The 22130-nt window shown below is 40.5% G+C and carries 26 protein-coding genes; all 26 read right to left on the reverse strand.

Annotation, left to right across the window (positions count from 1 at the left end; genetic code table 11):
• Positions 1-19 precede the first annotated feature (19 nt).
• The gene (locus M1D72_RS05900) at positions 20-1108 is read right to left on the reverse strand and encodes a hypothetical protein (protein WP_456294895.1); all 1089 of its coding nucleotides are present in this window, start codon (positions 1106-1108) and stop codon (positions 20-22) included.
• Between the two features lie 88 nt (positions 1109-1196).
• Positions 1197-2123: a hypothetical protein gene (locus M1D72_RS05905; protein ID WP_456294896.1), complete on the reverse strand. Its 927-nt coding sequence runs from the start codon at positions 2121-2123 to the stop codon at positions 1197-1199.
• A gap of 2 nt (positions 2124-2125) precedes the next feature.
• On the reverse strand, positions 2126-2803 hold the full coding sequence (locus tag M1D72_RS05910; protein ID WP_456294897.1) for a tetratricopeptide repeat protein: 678 nt from the start codon (positions 2801-2803) through the stop codon (positions 2126-2128).
• 810 nt (positions 2804-3613) lie between these two features.
• Positions 3614-4402 (reverse strand): DUF4225 domain-containing protein, encoded by a 789-nt coding sequence (locus tag M1D72_RS05915; RefSeq protein WP_456294898.1) that lies wholly within the window; start codon positions 4400-4402, stop codon positions 3614-3616.
• Positions 4403-4405: 3 nt separating this feature from the next.
• Positions 4406-4897, reverse strand: a complete 492-nt coding sequence (locus tag M1D72_RS05920; protein ID WP_456294899.1) for an Hcp family type VI secretion system effector — start codon at positions 4895-4897, stop codon at positions 4406-4408.
• Positions 4898-5136: 239 nt separating this feature from the next.
• Positions 5137-6333, reverse strand: a complete 1197-nt coding sequence (locus M1D72_RS05925) for a tyrosine-type recombinase/integrase (protein ID WP_456294900.1) — start codon at positions 6331-6333, stop codon at positions 5137-5139.
• Between the two features lie 827 nt (positions 6334-7160).
• Complete coding sequence (locus tag M1D72_RS05930; RefSeq protein WP_456294901.1) at positions 7161-7481, reverse strand: DUF6980 family protein; 321 nt, start codon at positions 7479-7481, stop codon at positions 7161-7163.
• Positions 7482-7598: 117 nt separating this feature from the next.
• Entirely contained in the window at positions 7599-8054 is a 456-nt protein-coding gene (locus M1D72_RS05935) for a GNAT family N-acetyltransferase (protein WP_456294902.1), read from the reverse strand.
• Between the two features lie 132 nt (positions 8055-8186).
• On the reverse strand, positions 8187-9059 hold the full coding sequence (locus tag M1D72_RS05940) for a hypothetical protein (RefSeq protein ID WP_456294903.1): 873 nt from the start codon (positions 9057-9059) through the stop codon (positions 8187-8189).
• Between the two features lie 173 nt (positions 9060-9232).
• Positions 9233-9574, reverse strand: coding sequence for a hypothetical protein (locus tag M1D72_RS05945; RefSeq protein WP_456294904.1), 342 nt, complete (start codon positions 9572-9574; stop codon positions 9233-9235).
• Positions 9575-9672: 98 nt separating this feature from the next.
• Positions 9673-10365, reverse strand: coding sequence for an HAD family hydrolase (locus tag M1D72_RS05950; protein WP_456294905.1), 693 nt, complete (start codon positions 10363-10365; stop codon positions 9673-9675).
• Between the two features lie 684 nt (positions 10366-11049).
• Positions 11050-11685, reverse strand: coding sequence for a hypothetical protein (locus tag M1D72_RS05955; RefSeq protein WP_456294906.1), 636 nt, complete (start codon positions 11683-11685; stop codon positions 11050-11052).
• A gap of 136 nt (positions 11686-11821) precedes the next feature.
• Entirely contained in the window at positions 11822-12172 is a 351-nt protein-coding gene (locus M1D72_RS05960) for a hypothetical protein (RefSeq protein WP_456294879.1), read from the reverse strand.
• Positions 12173-12915: 743 nt separating this feature from the next.
• The gene (locus M1D72_RS05965; RefSeq protein ID WP_193061373.1) at positions 12916-13323 is read right to left on the reverse strand and encodes a GFA family protein; all 408 of its coding nucleotides are present in this window, start codon (positions 13321-13323) and stop codon (positions 12916-12918) included.
• A 138-nt stretch (positions 13324-13461) separates the two neighbouring features.
• Positions 13462-13797, reverse strand: coding sequence for a threonyl-tRNA synthetase (locus M1D72_RS05970; protein WP_456294907.1), 336 nt, complete (start codon positions 13795-13797; stop codon positions 13462-13464).
• Positions 13790-14005 carry a hypothetical protein gene (locus tag M1D72_RS05975; RefSeq protein ID WP_456294908.1) on the reverse strand — a complete coding sequence of 72 codons (216 nt, stop codon included), beginning with the start codon at positions 14003-14005 and terminating at the stop codon, positions 13790-13792. Before M1D72_RS05975 ends, M1D72_RS05970 begins: the two co-directional genes overlap by 8 nt.
• 159 nt (positions 14006-14164) lie before the next feature.
• Positions 14165-14578 (reverse strand): hypothetical protein, encoded by a 414-nt coding sequence (locus tag M1D72_RS05980; protein ID WP_456294909.1) that lies wholly within the window; start codon positions 14576-14578, stop codon positions 14165-14167.
• A 625-nt stretch (positions 14579-15203) separates the two neighbouring features.
• Positions 15204-15617: a hypothetical protein gene (locus M1D72_RS05985; protein WP_456294910.1), complete on the reverse strand. Its 414-nt coding sequence runs from the start codon at positions 15615-15617 to the stop codon at positions 15204-15206.
• A gap of 711 nt (positions 15618-16328) precedes the next feature.
• On the reverse strand, positions 16329-16748 hold the full coding sequence (locus tag M1D72_RS05990; protein ID WP_456294911.1) for a bleomycin resistance protein: 420 nt from the start codon (positions 16746-16748) through the stop codon (positions 16329-16331).
• 126 nt (positions 16749-16874) lie between these two features.
• Positions 16875-17387, reverse strand: coding sequence for a hypothetical protein (locus tag M1D72_RS05995; protein WP_456294912.1), 513 nt, complete (start codon positions 17385-17387; stop codon positions 16875-16877).
• Positions 17388-17490: 103 nt separating this feature from the next.
• Positions 17491-18099 (reverse strand): hypothetical protein, encoded by a 609-nt coding sequence (locus tag M1D72_RS06000; protein WP_061035664.1) that lies wholly within the window; start codon positions 18097-18099, stop codon positions 17491-17493.
• 697 nt (positions 18100-18796) lie between these two features.
• On the reverse strand, positions 18797-19138 hold the full coding sequence (locus M1D72_RS06005; protein ID WP_456294913.1) for a GFA family protein: 342 nt from the start codon (positions 19136-19138) through the stop codon (positions 18797-18799).
• Positions 19139-19274: 136 nt separating this feature from the next.
• The gene (locus M1D72_RS06010) at positions 19275-19670 is read right to left on the reverse strand and encodes a hypothetical protein (protein ID WP_456294914.1); all 396 of its coding nucleotides are present in this window, start codon (positions 19668-19670) and stop codon (positions 19275-19277) included.
• A 144-nt stretch (positions 19671-19814) separates the two neighbouring features.
• Entirely contained in the window at positions 19815-20372 is a 558-nt protein-coding gene (locus tag M1D72_RS06015) for a nucleotidyltransferase family protein (RefSeq protein ID WP_456294915.1), read from the reverse strand.
• A 158-nt stretch (positions 20373-20530) separates the two neighbouring features.
• Entirely contained in the window at positions 20531-20938 is a 408-nt protein-coding gene (locus tag M1D72_RS06020) for a GFA family protein (RefSeq protein ID WP_193061373.1), read from the reverse strand.
• Between the two features lie 118 nt (positions 20939-21056).
• Complete coding sequence (locus tag M1D72_RS06025; protein ID WP_456294916.1) at positions 21057-21677, reverse strand: LysE family translocator; 621 nt, start codon at positions 21675-21677, stop codon at positions 21057-21059.
• Between the last annotated feature and the right edge of the window lie 453 nt (positions 21678-22130).

Consider the following 22130-nt stretch of genomic DNA (forward strand, 5'->3'; position numbering starts at 1 on the left):
ATGACGCCAACAACGACATTCACGACGACGTTAGTTTTTCGGCTTGCTCTGCTTTGACTAATCGACGGACATCCACCAATACGTTTTTACGAAATGAATCGTAAGACATGGTGTTTTCACTATCGCCTCGCCCAAACCAAGTGACACTGTCTTGCGTAATACTCTCAACCACTAAATCAACGTCATAGTGCCGGTTAAAATCGTGTTGGTTAACGTCTTGCCGAAGCATTGCCCAAACCTTATCGGCTCTGGTTTGAGCGTTACGTTGAAGAATACGATACGCGATTAATGCAATAGGGTGTGTGAGTAACGGTTGGGTAACCGAACCTAACCGAACATCAGTGCGTTGACTAACCGAATCTAATGGGGCGTTAGGAAGTGCGTTAACCGAACTTAAGTGCACTGACTCAGTACTTTTAACCGTTGAACCTACCGTTGGGTTAACCGTTGACATAGTACTCGAAGTGCTTTCGATAACCGAACCGTAACCGGACACCTTAATGCTTTCAGCGCCAAACACACCGATTAAATCGTCGATATCAATGCGCAGTTGCTCTGGTTTAACCGAAAGCGGTTTGATTTTCAGTCGCTGACCACCCGTATCAGGATATTGATTGGCGATTTGTTCAGTTTTTTCATTGGGAATGAGTCGGGAGAGCATTCCAGCGTATTTACCAAGTACACTGTTTACGGTTAAGTCAGTACTGATTTCCGTACTGGCAAGAAAAGGACCTGTGGGTTGTTTAAAACTGGCGTTTTTATAGGAAAAACTCGCTTCCTGAACACTATTAAACGTTTGGTTAACCGAACGCCAACGGTACACGCGGTCAGGCTCCAAAATCAATATATCTTCGCAGGTATGCGTTTCCAGTGAAACAGTAAAGCGTTTGGACATCGGCATCGACAAGCGAACAACGCCGCCATAATCGAAAATGGAGACGACAACTCGCTCACTGCGGGAAATGTAGCCCCCGAAATTTTGACCTTGGGTTACTGCGCATAACGCCATTAAGTGGTTATTAACGGCATCAAACACATCCCCTTGAGTGAGATAGGTCTTTTCGGTGAGCTCTGATAAATGCAGGAAACGGCGCTTAAGCGGGTTCACAACTCTCTCCCTTTGAGTAATGACTGTCTTAGACGCCGTATTAAACCATTAAAACCACTGTATAAACAACCATGAACATAGATAGCGATTAATATACTTTGGGGGGTAACAATTCGATTGTTTCAATACTCAAACCAATAGAAGATAGGTTACCCGTAGCATTCGCTTTCATGCCTGGTTTAATCAAATCCCAGTAAGGTTTATTTTCTAAGCACAGAGCACCAGAGAAATGCTCGATATAAACAGAACCATTGCACGACTTGCTACTGTAATGACGCGCTTTGCTCTCAAATACAATGCCTTGTTGAGTGGGTTTCGACGTCAGCCAATGCCCGATATTGCCTCCGGCGAACACCAAACCAAATGTCAGCAAACCATTAAAGAGAAAGAGACTCGGGACAACCTTCCATAGACTCATTGGCATTAGGCGCCTTCGGTCTTTGGCTTCATCTGTCATATACAAAGCGAGCAGCATTCCACCCGCTAAAATATAAACAACACACCAAATTTGCCAAAAAATAGTACTCATTTCATCCCGATAAACAATATCACTAAAGATGCTCGATATAACTCCAAATATCGACAAGATCCCCATGATGGACGCCGTAGTATAAGTAACGGTAGTGAAAGTCTTGCGAGGGGGTAGGTACTGATCAATAAAACGTTTGGGTTCTAACGATAGCCAACTTATCAAAACATTTTCTAATTTAACTCGGTCAACATGCCCAATATCTTTCTCACGCAATTTATTTTTAAGGTCGTTAAAGTAGAAAGAAAGTAAACCACTGTCATTTTCGAGCACAGTGTAACTTAAAACTAACTTACCAATGTCTGTATCAGCTTCGGCGATAAGCTCTGGTAGTTCAATGCCATCCTCCCCCATATCACTGAGATCAACATTGGCTTTACTCAACAGATGAGTCAATTGTTGCTTTAAGTCTGTCTGAGTCCGAATTGATTGCGCTTCATATTCACCGCTCTCTGGAGAATATAGAGTAAGAGATTGAATTATCATGCTTAAAACATCTCATCTAACAGTTGTGCTAAATTGCCATTTGCTTGCCATAGGTGGTTATCTATCGTAGCAAGATACGTTTGCTCTGCATAAGCTTTGTCTTTCACTGTCATCTCTCTCAGTGAGGTTTTAACGATATCACCAGCGTCTGAAAGGCCGTTTTTTCTTGCATAGCTTGCCCATAAATAAGCATTAATATAGTCATGCTTATTCAAATACATGACGGCTTGATTGTATTGCGCAGCAGGAAACGATTTATCGGCAGACTGTTTTAACCAAAATAGTGAGCGTTGCTCATCCTTGGCAACGTAGTCCCCAAAAAGATAATGAAGGCTTAAAAAGTATTGGGCTAGAGGATTATTAGAATTTTTACTAAACCATTGGTAAGCAAATTTAAAGTGATCTTTTGTATCATCATAGTAATACAATACCCCTAAAGCGAGTTGACTGGATATATCACCACGCTCGGCCGATCGGAGAAAAAAAGCTTCGGCTTGTCTGTAGTCTTTCCTTCTCGCCAATTCAAACCCTATGCTTTTTGCTTCACCTTTAGGCACTACATAAGCATAGTTTTCAATACCAGAAAGAGCTATCCCTTCGGGTTTAATGAAAGAGTAAGCATATGCTAAAGCTATTACGACAACAAAACTTGCAAAAGTTGACTTAAAGTTTTTAATCACAGAATTCTTGACCTATTACTGGTTATAAAAAATGAACTTTGAGATTTATTTAACAATAAAAATATCTAATCTTAGTTCTAATTTAACTTACTACTCACATATATAAATAACTTGGTTATTTTAGATGATGGTATGGTTAAAACATGCAAAACCAAGAAAAGAAGGCTCAAGAAAGAAATTTTACTATCTACTTTCAACTCTTGCATTGGTATCAAGAGCAACCAGTTATTTTCAGGCTGACTTTCGAAAAATATCGAAAAGTGCTGCCCCCCAAATGGTAAAGAAATTACAATGAAAACAAAAAAATAGACTGACTTACTTTTTGTATCATATACATCTGACAAGATATTACACACTATTAAACCGAATAAACTTACAGCTAAATATACATATATCACTCACATTTCCTTAAGTTCAAACCCTTACGATAAACTAATAATTTTTAAACTAATTCAAATTATTAAAAGAATCCTAACTTAGTTTTACAAGCTTTTAAAAACTAACGGTTAAATAGTTTATCCTTTATCAAGGAAAACTTTGATGGTGGTATAGTCATAATAGTGAAAATAATAAACATGACTGCTATAGACTTAACGAGACCACTTACATCCATACTACCTAAATCAATGAAAAACCAGCTTTCATGAAAGTTTTCATTAAAAATGATCGCATAATGTTGTGAACCACAATAAACTGTAAAAATATAATATAATATAATATAAATATTTTTCTTATATTTTAAGTAGATTACTGATAATAGGTTTCCTACAATTAAACCAAGTGACGATATTGTAATATATAATAGTAATGTCATTTTTCTTCATCATGAAAATAAGGGTACGCTGCACTACGTATAGTTTCTATATCTGCCATCCCTTCGACCGTCAAAGCACTCCGTGACATTGTTTTCCACCCTTTAATGTAGTCCTGAGCACCATAATAATATAATTTGAACTGTTTGACATTAGATATAGTCGCATTAACTGCTGGCTTCAACGTATTAACAAAGCCATAAGCACTAGTTGCAATATCTACTGTGGCATATGCTACATCCCCATCTCTGACTTCCAGCCCTAGCTTTTGGGCAGCATATCGATATCCTTTTTTTACAATGCCTGTGTTATCCCCATAATGTCCGGTATATCGCCCCTGCCAATTTTGAACAATATTCCCAGTCATATTATAAGAATTTTCATATATGTTATTTCCTCCATGAAGCATCATTGGAGCACCGGTACTAGCACACCAAGATGCCCCTGCAAAAGAAAATATTGAACTGGTAATACACAGGCCATACCCTGTCGATAACTGGCCTATTCCCGCGATTAGTCCAATGCCATACTTACCAAGTTCTAGAGACTGATCAATTAGACTTTGTCTTTCCCTTTTAACTAGCTTAACAATTCTGTTTTTTGCTAGTACACCGTTTTGATAATCATCGAGCAAACACTTGCCAAGAAAGCGATATTCTTCTCTAAACTGGTTCTGTATCAAAGGATCAGATAAAAACTCAGTACTATATGAATTTACTTGTCGAAGTAATCCATTTACTGCAACTCTTATTTCCTCTTTATCCATTTCATTTCTGGTTGACGACATTATCTATTCCTTTGATGAATCTAAGCCAGTTAACCATGAAGAGTAAGCGCCTGTATTTGCGGCTACATGTCGCCAGTTGATATCACGATAGGAAATAGCAACGGTTTCTTGAAACTCGTTATCGTTGAAATCTATCACATGGGGCATATGTGTAGAAATTGAACGAATCAAGGCACCTGTTAGATTAATCTCGTAAAAAAGCTCAGAGCCACCCTTATCATTCGGTCTATAGAACGTTAGCCGGCAAGTCAATTCCTCCCCATCAGCACAAGCTTGAGCTAGAACAGGAGAGCTTTTGTCAATCTTCTTAACGATTTGTATTGGCCCATGAATAGAACGCTTATCATAAGCAAGTGAATGAGAAAACGAGAGTACAGTAATTTCATTAACGTGATTAATTTGGAAACTGTTTCCCATAGATATCGGTGTATTACACCCCATAGTTAAACTGCCACTATTAATACTTTCTATGGATAAATATGCCTGCGATGCCATGTCAAAATCTCAAATATTGGAAAATTCAACCAATAATACTGACTATGAAAAAAATGGCACATTGCACTTTAACAGTTCATTCAAAACTAGTTACCTACTTACTCTACCTAAAAGAAAGGGAAACTAGATCATATTACTTAAATAATCGCGACTTGAAATAGTTAGATCCCCTAATCTTAGTACCTTGTCCGATTTATAAAATTAGTATAGAGATCACATTTTTCTAATAATAAAATACTTTATCCAATCAAACTCACCGCCGCCGCTTTATGCTCTGGCGCTAAATGCGCGTACCGAAGTGTCATTTTTAAATCGGCGTGCCCGAGTAATTCACGAACAATGTTTAAATCCACTCCCGCCATCACAAGCTTACTTGCAAAATGATGCCGTAAGTCATGAAACCTAAAATCATCGATACCCGCCTCCTTCAACACCGTTTGCCAAGGATACTGAAACGACTTAAGCGGCTCACCGAGCTGCTCAAAGACAAACGCCGTCTCTGGGTTTTGCTCTCGCCAATCTTCCAGCATGGAATAAACCGTATCGTTAAGTGGGATAGTCCGTTTCTTTTTGGATTTAGCATTTTCTGAGCGGATCGTTAGATAGCGGTTGGCCATAGAAATATGCTCCCAACTCAGTGTCAGCATTTCTCCTTTGCGCATCCCCGTGTGCATTGCCATGATGATCAAAGGCTCGAAGTAATCGATAAAGCGTCCTTTAACATCATTGCGCACAGCTGAACGATGAGTATCGCGTAAACGTCTGTCACGTTCTTTCACCGCGCTCAATAAGGCTTGCTCTTCCTCTTGGGATAAGTAGCGAATGCGAGTGTTATCTTCTTTGATAAGTTTGACGTTGTTGAGGTTGTGGGAATCGATAAACTCCCACTCAACAGCGCGGTTAAACGCTGCCTTAAGCCGGTTAAAAGCGTAGGTAATTGTGGCAGGAGCCTTTCCAGCCTTTCGACGCTCTGTGACCCACTGCTGGAGATCCCAAGCACTGATCTCATCTAATGGCTTGTTGGTAAGGTGCTTAAAGTTATTAGCTACACATTGATAAGACTGCTTTGCCCTTTTGGGATTCATCGCAATCAAATAGTCTTTATAGTGCTCTTCCAAATACTTGCCAAGCGTTAGGCTCTTGCGCATTTCAAGCCGTTTCGCTTCGTGGCGAGATTCCTGAACATCAACCCCACTTGCCACTAATCCGGATTTCTCTTTTGCTAAATCACGTGCTTGGGCTGGCGTCAGTGAATCAGCCGAACCAATCAGGTAATTTCGCTGCTTTCCGTTGAATCGATAATAGAGGTAATACTTGATAGAACCTTTGGGAGAAATTCGAGCGTGAAAGCCACTGATTTCGGTATCGTTTAAACGTCCCTGCTCGACGGTGAGAGACTTGATAGAGGTATTGGTGATCTTCTGCTTGATAGCCATAACACATCCTAACGTGTAGCAAATATGTAGCAGAATTATCGTACCAAGGGAGACTTTAATGAACAACCCAGAACAAACCAAAATTATATAACATACTGATTATAATAATCTTTAGGTTTATTAATGTTCATTGTGGTTTATAGGAAAATTTTATATCATTCCAGTGTTAAGGGGTGAGACAACGCTACCGCCAAAGTGGATATGACCGACTCAATCACTTAAACTGATTTGAAGTGAAATCGCCACGCGTTGACGAATCCCTCTTAAACACTTTGTTATGTTTTACCACAACTGGCTTGCTCACATGGCAAAGAACTGAATTGCATAAGAAATTGTTTAACTTGCGTCACACGACGTTGTGGAATTAACCGACAAAAGCGATAAATACAAAACGTGTAATTCCCAGGAATTTGATTGAGGCAACTTTGATGACTTTCAGCAAGTGATGGCACTCCTTTCAAAACAGCGAAAAACAAAACTCAAATTGCCGAAAGCCCCGCTGCAGATTTGCTAATTGGGAAACTAAACCAAAGCGACTTTAAGCCAGCCCAATTACCAACGCGCAGACGCGACTTCGAATTGAAGCAACCCACAAACTTTGAAGCATAAAAGCGGTTGCGAAATTCATGAACTTGGGCAGACAATATTGAATTGCTGAGACTACTCGAACAAATTGCCAAAGAGACCAAAGAAATAAGCACCAAGAAACCTTTTATTTCTTCTAAATCAAAGTGAAACATAACGCCGCGTTAAGTAGTGAGCAACGCTTGGCTATACTTGAGCGAAGCGAAACTGCCAAGCGTTGCGAATCTGTCTTAAACGCTTTGTTATGTTTGGTACCATTTACCTGTATTGAACTCTTCAGGAATATCCTGTTCAGTAGGATCATCAAACCCTAGTTTTTCTAATGTATCGAACCACAAATCACGCTTAGACTCAGGCAACTTAACCCCACACCAAGGACAGTAATTAATCATTGAAAAGCTACAACCACCATCCCGGATTATAATTCCGTACTCATCAAATTTTTCTAAATATAGTATTAGAACGTCGGGACATGAAAACTCATCTTGATGTTGGTCGCAGTCTAAAGTCGATGAATAGTTCATTTGATCACAACAGTGATTCATGATTTCCTCCAAAAACATAACGCCGCGTTAAGTAGTGAGCGACGCCTACACCTAACCTAAACCATTACACCGTAAACACAAAACTCAATTTGAACCAAGAATGCCATGCGTTGCGAATCTGCCTTAAACGCTTTGTTATGAGGCAACTCGAAGCGACAGAGAAAGGAAGTTTTCATCGCTTTCAGTCACCTCATATCCAAGAGATTTATAAAACCTTACCGCTGACTCATTTCGAGTAAAGCTTGATAAGGTTACGTAACTACGCCCTTGTTCTCGCGCTATTTCTTGAACCATATTCATTACCCTTTCACCCAGTTTTTGATTTTGAAATTCTGGAAACACAATAAGTAAATGTACATGAAATGCATTGTCGTAAGGCTTGAAGCATAGCATTCCAACTTGTGTGTTATTGAAATAAACCCAGTGAAACCAATGCGGCTCATAGTCACTTTTTAAACGATTGGCCTGAAACTCGTCACACCAACCAAAGACGGCATCGACATGCGAATAAATCCCCTGTTTCACAACAGAAAATAGACTTTCAAACTCATCACTTTCTATTTGTATTAATTGAATATCCATATGCCTCATAACGCCTTGTTAAGGTGTGAGCAACGCAATACCTAAGCCGCCGCATACCACCTTAATCACTAAAACCAACGCATAGTAAAAATGCCACGCGTTGCGAATCACTCTTAAACAGTTTGTTATGTACGTGCCCAATTACAACGCATCATAATAACTCATTAGATGCTTTGCAGCTGGATAAGGGTTAGATGTCATCTCAAAAACGTATGCTCTAAAACGTTTGGCAACTAACTTCTCTTCGGCAGTCGATTCGATTTTTTCTACCTTACGCCAGTTGTGATACGCCTTTACTAGCTCGTATTGCCCTATATACTTACTCGCTACCTGTTTTTCAATTGATTCCGCAACTGTCTCTACTAGCTCCAAAAAGAGCTCAAGTTTTTTATCCGATATCTTAGTTAGCTTCTTAACTTGCCAATCGCCTGCGAATTTCATTGACTTAATGTCTCGTCCAAAAGAATGTCCTGCATCATTTCTTAGTCGTCTGAGTTTTTCCAAATCAGATATTCGATGGTCGAATGGACAAGAACCAAATATTTTTTTGTAAGCCGACACCCTAGATTGCCAATCGCCACGTGTGAGAGGCTCTGCATAATCGTATAGATCATAATTGTCATTATGCTTCAAAAACGTTGCACCATCGATATCAGGACCACCGCCGAATACGAGCGATGGATTTGACTCCATCGCAGCAGTTGCAACTTGTGCGATGTAGGTTTCTAGATAGCCAGCAATTGCTACAACTGAAGCCATGCGGGACCAAGAGTCAAAATCGTTGTACCACCCAGCCCAAGTACCTAACTCACGTTCACCACGACTTGTTCCCTTTTCTTTATTAAATAAGGCGCTCGCCGGATCGGATATAGAATGAGTTGCAGTTGAAGAGAATGTATGTGCCAGCACCGTCTTATGAGACCAATATATATCATTAAAATGAGTGTGATGGCGCTTAAATAGTCTGTAAGCCAATGAACGATGATAGAAAAGCTTGTGTCTATGAAACGACATTTTTATTACCTGTTATTATTGTATAGTTTAGTTTTATTCTAAAAGTACATAACGCCCTGTTAAGTAGTGAGGCACGCTATACAAATGCTTCTGCACTACTCAGTAATCACACAACTAATCGCAAACTAAAAATGCCAAGCGTGCCGAATCTACTTGAACAGTTTGTTAGCAATTTAACTAAACGAAGCCCCAAAACCATCAAATAGACATTGAAACTCCCAACCTTTTGCAACCATAAAGTCTAACCATTGAACAAGGATGTCTTTGGTTACCGTTGTCGGGTGAGAATATCCTTCAACAAACCATGAGCGGTTAATAAACCCCTCACTTCTGATCAATGACTCGTAGTTTCCAAGAGCATCGTTTAGTTGAATGGCTGACGCTTTATTTGGACATAAGTAGCTAAAGTCTAGAGCTAACTCTGTTTCGTTGGTGACTCCATTACTTATTAATGAAGCCCAAGTTTCATCAAGCATGTTCAGCTGATTTTCTAAATTCAATTGATAACCACTCAACTTCAATTTCTCCTTGATTGCTAACGCCCGGTTAAGGGGCTAACAACGCATTGCGCTAAACCAAAAATAACCGCCTTAATCACTAAAGCCAGTTTGAACTAAAACCGCCAAGCGTTGGTAGTCCCTCTTGAACCGTTTGTTAGGCGAATTAGGAGCTCCAGAACATTGGCTTGATTAACCACGTGACTTGCCCTGCTTTCTGTGTTTTTAAGATCTGAGATAAGCACTGTAGAAATACCTACTAGTTGAGCTCCACGAATATCGGCAATTTCACTATCCCCAACCATAATGCTATTTTTCGCCAAACTTCCAACTCTTTCTAATGCAATTTCAAAAGCCTGACGGCTGGGTTTCCTATAGCCAATTTCTGAAGACCAAATTATGCTATCGAAATATTTAGACAGTCCTCGGTTTATTAAGTCACGTTGAAACACTTCTGTACTACCCGTTACATTAGACAGCAATATGAGTTTTGTTCCCTGATTATGAAGGGCTTCAAGTAGCGGGATTGAGTATTGATAAAGACGACCGCTATCTACAAAGTGATTCAAATGTTTCAAACCAATCGATTTGTCAAATTCTAGTTTGTACTCATGAAATGCCTTTTGCCATACATCAATCCAATTTGGTTGCTCCACTTGTTCGGGTATATACAGCTCTTGAATGCTTCGCTCTATCAAATCACCAATTTTCTCAGCATGCTGCGATTTAAGAACAGCTTTCAACGAACCTGAAAGACTACCCATTTCACACAAGGTATTTCCGTAATCAAAAATCACTGTATCGTACATCTGAACCTCTTCGCCTAACGCCCAATTAAGGGGTGAGCAACGCTACCACCCAACCTAAAGCATTGTACCGTAACCACTAAAATTGAAGTAGAAGCAAAAGTGCCAAGCGTTGGGAATCCCTCTTAAATTGTTTGTTATGTTTTACCACAAACACATGATTTACTTGAGAAAGAACTGCTGCTTCTAACTAGTTTTCTGAAGCAAACCACACGGTATGAGCCGACTTGGCCTCCAGATGCGCCAAACCTTAAGCGCATAAGTCCACTTCCCTGCCCAATGAGGCAACCCGACAAACGTTCAACAAGCGCCCTCTCTTTCCAACCAAAGCGCAGAACAATGCTAAATTGCCGAGGCAACTGCCAAGCCGACAAACTACTTGGCAAAAAACTCAAAGCGACTTTAAGCCAGCTAAACAAGAACCCAACCGACACGACCTGTAAATGAAGCAACTCACGAATATTGGCATGTTTCACGGGCTGAGAAGTTCACGAAATTGGGTCGACAATAGAGATTTGCTGAGACAACTCGGACCAACAGCCAAAGGGACAAAGAACAGAGTTCGAAGAAGCTTTAAGCCACTGAAATACAAGTAAACATAACGCCGCATTAAGGTGTGAGCGGCGCTTGGCTATACTTGAGCGAAGCGAAAATGCCAAGTGTTGCGAATCACTCTTCAATGCTTTGTTAGGTTTTTTGCGTTGATTCTTCTACTTTTTCTTTTTTACCACTCTTCTTATTGAAAGCCTGACTAGAGTGAATCATGTCTCCAGATTTTATACCTTTTTTAAACTTTCGGATATCCAGTTTCAAGGTACACCAAAGCCAGAAATCTACTCTAAATGCCACTTTCAATAAGCTATTTTCCACAACATACTGTGCAGCTAGTTGACCTGTTTCATTCCCTGCTAAAAGCTGCAAATATATTGCTTCTTTATCAATGAAACCATCAAGACTCTTAGTCTTAATAAAGCGATACTTCCGGATAAATTGACTTAGCTTTACAGCGATCAATGGATACTCTTCAGACACTAACATTACCGCTTCATCAAGCTCTTTTTCAAATTCTTGAGAGTTGTCTGCATACTGGGAAAAAGCTCTCTGTCGACCACGTTCCCAATCCTGAAGTTCTGTACTTAGGTTTCTGGTATATTCTTGTACGCCTTTAACCTCGAGCATTTCAAAGTTCAGTTTATATAATGATGTAATAGCTTTACGCATTGAACGTCGACGAAGATTTCTCGATTTAACAGCCCCTGCCACCTCACTAAGAAACCAGCCTATAGCGACACCTAAAATGGGTAGTATGTCTTTTATTTCCACGAAACTTCCTCTGAAACCTAACGCCCAATTAACTGTGCGAGCAACGCTACGCGAAGACCCCTGCATTGCTCCGTAAACACAAACCCACCTGCAAACCAAGAATGCCTCGCGTTGTGAGTCACGGTTTAATTGTTTGTTATGTGGCTAGCTCAATGCGGTAGTATTTAAATAAGCTATCAAGCTCTACTTTTATAGTAGCCTCTGCCATACTTTGGATTTTTAGTAATAACGCTCGTCTAGAATTTGATAGCTCTGTCGTTTGGGATTTTAACGAAAGAGCATAGGCAAGTGCCAAGCAGCTACTTTTTGCGTAAGAATCTGACTGTCTCAATGCAATTTCTAAAACTTCATCAACTAATCTAAAAGAATCGACCTTAGATATTATACTTTCCGCAAATTCCATTCTCAGCCTACATACAGACCATTCGTCAAATTCCAAATTATCAAGAGCAACTTCAAGTTCATTCTCAAACTGTTTAATGTCCAATATATTCTCCTACCACATAACGCCGTGTTAAGGGGTGAGACAACGCTACCGCCAAAGCGAATATAACCGCCTTAATCACTTAAACTGATTTGAAGTGAAAACGCCACGCGTTGACGAATCCCTCTTAAACACTTTGTTATGTTTTACCACAACTGACTCGCTCACATGGCAAAGAACTGAATTGCATAAAGAATTGTTTAACTTGCGTCACACGATGTTGTGGATTAGTCCGACAAAAACGATAAATACAAAACGTGTAATACTCAGGAATTTGATTGAGGCAACTTTGATTGCTTTTAGCGAGCGATTGCGTCGCTTTCAAAACAGCGAAAAACAAAACCCAAATTGCCGAAAACCCCGCTGCCGATTTGCTAATTGGGGAATAGAACCAAAGCGACTTTAAGCCAGACTGATTATCAACACGCAGACGCAATTTAAAATTGAAGCAACCCACGAACGTTGAAGCGTAATTATTTTGAGGGATTCATGAACTTGGGCAGACAATATTGAATTGCTGAGACAACTCGAACAAATTGCCAAAGAGACCAAAGAAATAAGCGCCAGAAAACCTTTTATTTCTTCTAAATCAAAGTGAAACATAACGCCCGCTTAAGTGGTGAGCAACGCTACCACGACACTAAACCATTACACCGTAAACACTAAAGCCGAATGAAACCAAAACCGCCAAGCGTTGCGAATCCGTCTTAAAGCGTTTGTTATGCAACAAGCCCAAAGGTGTACGCCTAACCTTCACGCCCCTCTGTGAACACAGGTAATTTAGGGTCTAGGTGACACCAATTTGCCTTATACACTGTGTAAATTTGGGCATCTACTTTTACTGGTATATCGTCGTCGAACGTGGAGATAGCTAACTCTATTTCATCATGAGTTGAACCTTTGACACGGAAGCCTAAACTCGAACCACATTCGGAGCAGAAAGTTCGAATAGTACCATTGGATGCAACGAACTCTTTTAACAATTGCTCGCCTGAAAGCCACTTTAACCCTCGCACTCCGACCAAAGTTCCAAAAGCTGCACCATGAAATTTACGACACATTGAGCAATAACAGTTTGCCGCTTTTTCACTGAAACCATTAACAGAAAACCGGATGCCTCCGCACAAACAAGAACCTTTATATGTCTTACTCATCTTAAGCTTCCTCCATGTTGCATAACGCCCAATTAAGTAGTGAGCAACGCAATACAAAAGCTGCCGCATTGCGCCGTAAACACAAAACTCACTGCAAACCAAAAATGCCACACGTTGCGAATCTGCTTGAATTGCTTGTTAGTTGCTTTCCTCCGCGTGCACCTGGACATTATTACTTTCTTGTTCTTTTGTTGGCTGAATAGCATCACGATGAAAGCCTTGTGCTGATACCGCAAAAACCGCAAGACCACTTACGAAAATATAGATATCTATACCTGAAACCATAGCCTTAGCTTCAGGAAAAAATACACCTGCAATCAAAAATACACCACAGACAATACCACTTGCTTGAAAAACACTATTTATCATAACTGCATGATTAAATTCTGTGCCAGTTTTCCAACAGCGCCATAAATATAAAAAAACTAGAAGGAGCCCCAAAATAGCAGAAGGAATAAGCATTACTTTATCCACGATTTCCTCCCTTTGATTGATTGTCGTTTAATGGCGTTTTTTTACGTTCTGCTCGTTTAGAATCGTTGACTGATTCACCAAGAGCAGCACCAATTACACCACCAATAATAGCCCCAACGGGTCCACCTAGAGATGCTCCCAATATTGCTCCACCAACGGCAGAACCAGTCGTTCTTGTATTGTCTTCTTCAGATCTTTTATTAGACATAAAACCTCCATACCTTTTTAATTTTCACCTAGCAACTAACGCCCTGTTAAGTAGTGAGGCACGCCATAAAAAAGCCTCTGCACTACTCCGTAAACACAAAAACCACTGCAAACCAAAAATGCCTCGCGTGCCGAATCTGCTTGAACAGTTTGTTATGTATCAGCGACGATACCAGACTTTTTCTGGCTTTTGGCCTAATTGCCAATCAATATAGTCTTGTGGTGGTCGATCTATATCGATGATATGTTCTAGGCCAAAAGGAATTTCCACACCAAAACCCAGATATACGCTTTCTTCATTCGCTTCAACGCAACAAGGTTGGAAATCCAGTATACCGATAAACTTATCGCCGACAATTTCAGATACGATTAAGTACCCTCGCTCAGATTCAATGTGAATTTCACCAGCTTCATCTTCACACTCGATTTCCAAAATTACTTTAGCAGCATCCCCAACTTTCAAGGCTTTCCTATCGTTTAAGGAAGGAATCCAAAAAGTATCAGGATGATCTCTATGACATACTTCTCCGTTCCGAAGCTGCCACAAATCGTCTTTAAAGCTAGCTAATTCCATAAATCCTCATGTGATACATAACGCCGCATTAAGGGGTGAACAACGCCACCACCTAACCTAAACCATTGTGCCGTAATCACTAAAGCCTATTCAAACCAAAACTGCCAAGCGTTGTGAATCCCTCTTGAATGCTTTGTTAGTTGCCAAACCTAACGCTTTCATTTGAAGTTAATTACCGCTTTGCCAACACTTGCTTTACGTATTTTGGAAAACTCAAATCAGGCGCAGTTTCAAAGCACCTGTCACTGAAACCACTTGGAACAAACAGCGCCGTAGAACACGACCTAACAACACCAAATAAGCTCTTTTGAGAAGACAATATTACAAAGCTGACTTCCAGAAAGTAAATCAGTTTCTGAAACAGAAAAATCAAACCGCACAAGAAACCAAAGAACGACTTTCACAAACCCAAATAACTATAAATTGAAATAAGAAAGCCTAGCCAAAAACACACGAACATTAGACCTAAACATTCTGCTTTAGGTACGTTTTTCCTCGTTGGCAACTAACGCCGCATTAAGGGGTGAACAACGCATTCCACCCAAACTAAACCATTGTGCCGTAAACACTAAAGCCGATTCAAACCAAAACTGCCAAGCGTTGTGAATCCCTCTTGAATGCTTTGTTAGTTGGTGGAGTTTAACGCGTTCTGAAGACCTTTCCAGTCTTTGCACCCAAGATAAACATTTTTACCACTAGTCAGTGTTAACTTAAGAGCTTTACCCACAGAAGCATTGTACAGCCAGCCATCTTTTAACATACGGATCCCTATACCTTGATACCACTTAGTCTCATAAAGTGAAGTCTGTACAATGTCAGACAGTTCCACTTCTTTGCGAAGAAAGCCGAAACCAAAATACCAGTAAATTTTATTTCCACTTACTCCGACTGTCATAGAGTAAAACAATACAGCTATAACCAAATTGATTAATAATGCAATCACTGCGCTGCTTACGTGGCTAGACGTAAATATTATGATCGCGCTTAGGATAAAAAGGAGGGTTAGTAATACTTTATTAACTTCTGTTTGTTTATACATAGCTTGCAATCCTTTGAACCAACTAACGCCGTGTTAAGGGGTGAGACAACGCTACCGCCAAAGCGGATATGACCGCCTTAATCACTTAAACCAATTTGAAGTGAAAGTGCCACGCGTTGACGAATCCCTCTTAAACACTTTGTTATGTTTTACCACAACCGGCTCGCTTACATGGCAAAGAACTCTATTGCATAAAGAATTGTTTAACTTACGTCACACGACGTCGTGGAATCATCCGACAAAAGCGATCAACACAAATCGCGTAATTCCCAGGAATTTGATTGAGGCAACTTTGATAGTTTTTAGCGAGCGATTGCATCCCTTTCAAAACAGCGAAAGACAAAATTTAAATTGCCGAAAACCCCGCTGGCGACGTGCTAATTGGGGAATAGAACCAAAGCGACTGTAAGCCAAACCGATTATCAACGCGCAGAAGCGATTTCAAATTGAAGCAACCCACGAAATTTGAAGCGTGATTATTTTTGAGGGATTCATGAACTTGGGCAGACAATATTGAATTGCTGAGACAACTCGAACGAAGTGCCAAAGAGACTAAAGAAATAAGCACCAAAAACCTTTTATTTCTTCTAAATAAAAGTGAAACATAACGCCGCGTTAAGGCGTGACGTGATGCGTGCCATACTGTGAGCGAAGCGAAACTGGCACGCGTTGCGGAATCGCTCTTAAACGCTTTGTTATAACACAATGACCTTATTTACTTTTTTCGCCCAAATACTGGGTAAAACGTAACAGATAACCATCCGGATCTTGGACTAAAAACTCGCGCTGACCTGAAAGTACATTACCTTCATCATACCAACTCTCGTTTGGCTCTCGATAAAGTACAACATTAGCTGCATTTAAACGCTCTAGTATCGGTGAAATGTCCGTTAACTCCATTTGAAAATTGACACCTCGTCCTAACGGATATTCCATTTCTCCTGTGACCCAACCAGTATCATGAATTTGCTCAAGCATGACTTGAACCTTTTCATTTTCCAAGTAAGCAAAGTCTGGGTTAGAACGTCGGTTCCTAACTTTGAAACCAAGCAAATTTTGATAGAAATTCAAAGATTCTTCGAAATTGCTTACTGATAATTCAGGAACCATCGGATTCCAATATGCTTCCATTTTGTTCCTTTTTAATCGATGAACTCAAATGTGTTATAACGCCGCGTTAAGGCGTGACGTGACGCGTGCCATACTGTGAGCGAAGCGAAACTGGCACGCGTTGCGGAATCGCTCTTAAACGCTTTGTTATGTAACATATTGTGCAATAGCTTCATGGTACGAATAACGATTATTCCGATAACATCTACCTTTATGGTCTTTTACCGAAATGTTTAGTCTGTAGAGCTTATTAAAAGCCTCATCGTCGTATTTTTCAGGCGAAGAAATCGATAAAGTTTCAAGGATATCAGACTGAAATATACCAATGTACGCTGATGACATAGGCGTTATTACCTCTTTGAAACTATCCATTCCAACGAAATCAAATCTGTCTAGATAAAACACTTTGCCGTTGCTTTCAATCAACAAGGTTTTTGGTTTTATAATCACAGCTTGAGAACCCAGATTCGTGAACCTAACTTTCATCACATATTCGTGCTCACTTTCTTTAGGCCAGCCTTCAAAGTCCGACAGTTCATATGCCATAGCGTCAAAAATTTCTATTTCAATTATTCTTCGCCGCTCCCAGCGAGTCAAAACGAATGTTATTACGCTAATGACAAAACCAAGAATAGCCGAGATTTCAACTAATAATTCCATACTTACCTTGTTACATAACGCCGCATTAAGGTGTGAGCGGCGCTTGGCTATACTTGAGCGAAGCGAAAACGCCAAGCGTTGCGAATCACTCTTAAATGCTTTGTTAGCTGCGTTGTTGAATAAGATCTAAGAAATTAATATCAAAATGCCCTTCTTCATCTCTGACTCGGACTCTTTCGTTGAAAAGAGCATCGTCAATATTTGAATTTTCGGCAAAGATTTCCAAAAACAACGGTTTTATCGTTCTGCTCTGAATTGCAACAGCTAGAGCTTCATGAGCAAGGTTAATAAAAAACTCAGTTTTGTCATCGTCATCACTTTCATCAAGAGACCCCAGCACTTCCCAACCTTCAAAGATATCTCGTAACCTTGAGATATTTGAATTACCCACTTCAAAATCGGAGAGAATTATAAAGGGATTAGGAGAACAATTTGGATGACGCTCAAAATCCATGCCTTCTTTACTCCATACATTCCAATGTAAATCATAGTGCCAAAAAGCTACCGATAATGTCATATGAGAAAAGGACTTTTGATGAGCGTAAAATTTCAGCTCATCCTTACGACTGGTAAGCAATGTCTTTAACGCACTCTTATAGTACTTGATCAATCTTTTTTTATTGGTGAAAAAGCGCCAAGCAAAAGGAACATGAGCCTTGAGTTCAAGTTCAGAACAGATATTGGTAGTAAGAACCACCGCACGCGCGATCAAATCAAATACTCCTTAATAGTTTTTATAGAGAAATTACCTCATAGTGTGAGCAGCTAACGCCCAATTAAGTAGTGAGCAACGCAATACAAAAGCTGACGCATTGCGCCATAAACACAGAACTCACTGCAAACCAAAACTGCCACGCGTTGCGAATCTGCTTAAATTGTTTGTTATGCGATTTTTCGACAATGCTGAATTGGCTAACGAAAACATTACCTTAAACACGAAAAACTACAAACGCGTAGATAACTTTTTGTGATTCAAGAACCGACGGATTCAACATTTCTAGGAAAGACTGCCACAGGTGCGGAACGCTGCCTTAAAGCGAAGCTTTGGCTTTTACTTACGAGAAACTTAACGAGCCAGGATTTCAGCAAATACTGACTTTCAATAAACTTGCCCTTTCCACACTTTACACGCGAAAAACTTTCCCCGACCAAATACAATTTTGAATGAGGCAACATCACGAACTTTGGCATGTTTTACGGTTTGAGTGATTCAAGAATTTGAGCCGAAAATGCTGATTTGCCGAAACCGAAAACACGTATTGCCAAAGAGATTAAATTTAAAGAAACCTAAAAATTTTGCCTTGTCGCATAACGCCGCGTTAAGGCGTGACGTTATGCGTGCCATACTGTGAGCGAAGCGAAATTGGCACGCGTTGCGGAATCGCTCTTAAACGCCTTGTTAGGCAAATTTAGCGAGATGCTCCATCTATTTCCCTTACCGGGATCTTCGATAATGCTTCGACCTCCGCCATACGCATATTTACCGCCACAATATCTTCGCTGCATTTCTCCGTTGTTACGTAATGAGTAATACAACCACATATATTACACCGATGAAATTCAACCTCTCTGTCGCCCCAAATATAGAAAACCGTTTTCTCAGTTTGGAATTTTATCTTAACGTCTTTCGGAGCATAGTAAGCCCAAAGAGCAAAATAACGACGGCATATTGAACAATTACATTTCCCAAGTTCGTTCGGAGAAAAAACCAATGTAATTTCAACATTTCCACAATGACAGCTGACTTCCACGATTCCTTCCTGTTTTTGCCTAACGCCCTGTTAAGTAGTGAGGCACGCTATACAAAAGCCTCTGCACTGCTTCGTAAACACAAAACTCTCTGCAAACCAAAAATGCCACGCGTGCCGAATCTGCTTGAACAGTTTGTTAGTAGGTGACTTTCGTATAATCATCCAAGCTAAAGTATTCAAATTTCAAAATCACCCCACTATCGAAAGCGAGAGAGACTATGACTACATCTTTATCAGTGGACTGTTCAATGTGCTTTAGGGTATGTCGGCAAACCCCCGTAATTTCACTAAAATTAACCAGTGCACTGTAAGAAGAAAAATCACTATTTACCGGGTCTGTTGGCTTAGTGCACATACGCCAAAATATAGTGTTACCATCGAAGTACAACTTCAACCACTGAGAATCGAACCGAAAGTACGCGACATTTGCTTGAGCATGAGTGGTTTGAGAGCCTTGGATTTGTTCAAGGTAAAACTGCTCACAAAGCTTACCGACTATGTCAGGTACATCACCATTTATATAGAATTCCACTTAGCCTCCTGTCACCTACTAACGCCCGCTTAAGTGGTGAGCAACACTACCACTGCACTAAATTATTGCACCGTAACCACAAAAGCCAATTGAAACCAAAACCGCCAAGCGTTGCGAATCCGTCTTAAAGCGTTTGTTAGTTGGCTATTCCCAAGGCTCCACTGTAATGTCAGGCCAACGCTTACGATAACCACCGATCATTTGATTGTAGCTTTCGCGCGTCATTGCAATGGGATTTGGCTTTACCCTTTTATTGAACGCATCAGATAGCCCATAAGGCGAGTAAATACGCATTATACCGTTTGAATTTAACTTAAATCCGATTGCAAATGCAGATAACCAAGAATCAATGCCCTGCTCTACTTTTGTATATGCAGGTATAGTTTGCCCAAATCTATGAGGATACCATTCATGAACACGTGCTTGGTTTACCACATCAATTGGAACTTCATGCTTCACAATACTGTTAATTCGGCTGCTGTAGCTTTCTTCATTAAAGGTACTAGCGTTATCGAAGTAAACAATATCGAAATCCTTAACGTTCTTGAGTGGTCTTTCACCTGAGAGTGAGTTCCAAATCAGTTGTGTGATTGAACCGCCTGCAATGAAGTAGTCTGGTAATCCTACCTCAATACATGCTTGAGCAGTTTCCATTAGCTCAGGAGTATTTCTAATTAACTTTTCTAGTTGATGTTCTAACATGTTTCCCTGCCAACTAACGCCCGCTTAAGTGGTGAGCAACGCTACCACGACACTAAACCATTACACCGTAAACACTAAAGCCGAATGAAACCAAAACCGCCAAGCGTTGCGAATCCGTCTTAAAGCGTTTGTTATGCAACAAGCCCAAAGGTGTACGCCTAACCTTCACGCCCCTCTGTGAACACAGGTAATTTAGGGTCTAGGTGACACCAATTTGCCTTATACACTGTGTAAATTTGGGCATCTACTTTTACTGGTATATCGTCGTCGAACGTGGAGATAGCTAACTCTATTTCATCATGAGTTGAACCTTTGACACGGAAGCCTAAACTCGAACCACATTCGGAGCAGAAAGTTCGAATAGTACCATTGGATGCAACGAACTCTTTTAACAATTGCTCGCCTGAAAGCCACTTTAACCCTCGCACTCCGACCAAAGTTCCAAAAGCTGCACCATGAAATTTACGACACATTGAGCAATAACAGTTTGCCGCTTTTTCACTGAAACCATTAACAGAAAACCGGATGCCTCCGCACAAACAAGAACCTTTATATGTCTTACTCATCTTAAGCTTCCTCCATGTTGCATAACGCCGCGTTAAGGCGTGACGTTATGCGTGCCATACTGTGAGCGAAGCGAAACTGGCACGCGTTGCGGAATCGCTCTTGAACGCCTTGTTAGTTTTATTGTTTCAGCGTTGATGTAATTGCCCCCGCGCTGACCAACATACTACCGCTAAACTTATTGAATAACTTTTGCCCTTTCTCGGAAGATACATAGCCACGAATGCGTCCGCCAAAATAAGCGTAAAAACTTACACTGCAAAATGACGCTAAGATAAAAGTCATTGCCAGAATTAGCATTTGCATACCGACATTAGACTCGTTGGGTGAGATAAATAACGGGAGAAATGCTAAGAAAAATGCCAGCCCTTTGGGGTTTAACGCCGTAACTAAAAATGAATCTCGGTACACTTTCCAAGATTTACCTATCGGATAAACATCTACGTCACCCGTAGATATGGGGCTTCGCCATGCTTTAATACCCAAATAAATAAGATATATAGCACCAATCCATTTCATAGTATTAAAAACGAATGACGAAGTCGAAAGAATAGCACCAACCCCTAGAAGAGAGAATGTCAGCGCCACTATGTCGCCAGAAATAACACCTAAAATCATAGGTACAACAGATTTACGACCATACGCTAGACTTTGCCCAATAACTAAAAGTACCGTTGGTCCCGGTGACAAAACTAATACAATTGAAGCCAATACAAAAGACATCCATATCTCAATGTCCATTACTTCCTCCATAAAACTAACGCCGCGTTAAGGCGTGACGTAATGTGTGCCAAACTTGAGCGAAGCGAAAATGGCACGCGTTGCGGAATCGCTCTTGAACGCTTTGTTATGCGAATTTGCCACCACGCTAATTTACTAAAGAAAACATTACCTTAAATACGAAAAACCACAAACACGTAGCTTATTTTTTGTGATTCAAGAACCAACGGAGCCAACTCTTAGCCTGCGAACTTGCCACAAGCGCGGAACGCGGCTTTACAGCGAAAAGTTAGCTTTTGCTTGCGAGAAACTCAACGAGCCGAAATTTCAGCAAATGCCGGCTTTCCGTAAATTTGGCCTTTCCACAACTTTGAGCCAGACAAACTTTCAGCGCCCAAACACAGAAATTTAATGAGGCAATCAGATCGAACCTTGAAACCTAAAAGCGGTTAAGTGATTAAAGAACCTGGGCCG

The organism is Vibrio sp. AK197 (assembly GCF_053903115.1).